Raw genomic sequence first — 1,065 nt, forward strand, 5'->3', positions numbered from 1 at the left:
CAGAAAAGGGGCCGGAAGACTTCTTCTAGCTGCTTCTGTTGAAAAAATGGACAAACCGGCAAAACTTAAGTGCGTTTCTGAAAAMCATAAAGCCATGAGATTTTACGAAAATAATGGTTGGAAGAAGATTGTTGAGGAAGGAAAACCGGGTGAGCGGTACTGGGTTATGGAGTACATCTAATTTGGCAAATTTCCAGCTTTTGAACAAAGCTCGACGTGTTAGCAATGGCTACATGATAGGGCTTTTTGTGTTGTGTTGTGAAGCAACCAGTAGAAGTTCAGAATATTAGAAGCAAATTGTCGAGTCAACTGACTAACAGGAAGAATAGGGGTAATCCACATTTATTTATAGTATAATGGTTACTTCAATATAAGGTGGAAACAGGAAAAGAGGGAACGGATGCCTACAATACTGGTTGCTGACGACGATGCCAACATTCGCGAACTTGTTTGTTTATTTCTACGCAACGATGGATTCACGACAGTTGAAGCCGTAGACGGTAGGGAAGCACTTAAGGTCTATGCTGAAACACATGTCGATCTTGTAGTTCTTGATATTATGATGCCGATTATGGATGGTTGGACATTATGCAAGGAGCTCAGAAAAGCTAATCCTGATGTACCTTTGCTTATGTTGACTGCTAGAGGCGAAACATGGGAGAAAGTGAAGGGTTTCGAACTGGGAACCGACGATTATTTGACGAAACCATTTGATCCGTTAGAGTTAACGGTTCGTGTTAGGGCATTACTCAAGCGATTTCGAAATGGCTCCACGCAGATGATCCAATTTGGCAGCGTTATTCTTGATCGGCAGACTTATAAAGTGACAAGAGGGACGGAGTCGTTCACGTTGCCGCTGAAGGAGTTCGAATTGCTGTATAAGCTCGCTGGAACACCAGGACAAGTCTATACGCGTCAGCAATTGATTGATCAGATATGGGGACTCGAATATGCTGGAGATGATCGAACCGTAGATATACATATTAAACGCCTGCGCGAGCGATTTGCGACTACAACCGAATTTCGTATCGAAACGGTGCGTGGACTTGGTTACCGGCTTGAGGT

Annotated in this window: 1 protein-coding gene and 1 pseudogene; both read left to right on the plus strand. The window is 43.3% G+C overall.

Translation table 11 applies throughout. The annotated features are described in order from the left end of the window. Positions 1-181 (plus strand): annotated as a pseudogene (locus tag AC1DWB_RS35930) (GNAT family N-acetyltransferase); the annotation flags it as partial. A gap of 219 nt (positions 182-400) precedes the next feature. Further along, a partial coding sequence (locus AC1DWB_RS35935) for a response regulator transcription factor (RefSeq protein WP_477545833.1) occupies positions 401-1,065 on the plus strand: 665 nt, incomplete at its 3' end.

The organism is Paenibacillus sp. P4_E11 (assembly GCF_056401635.1).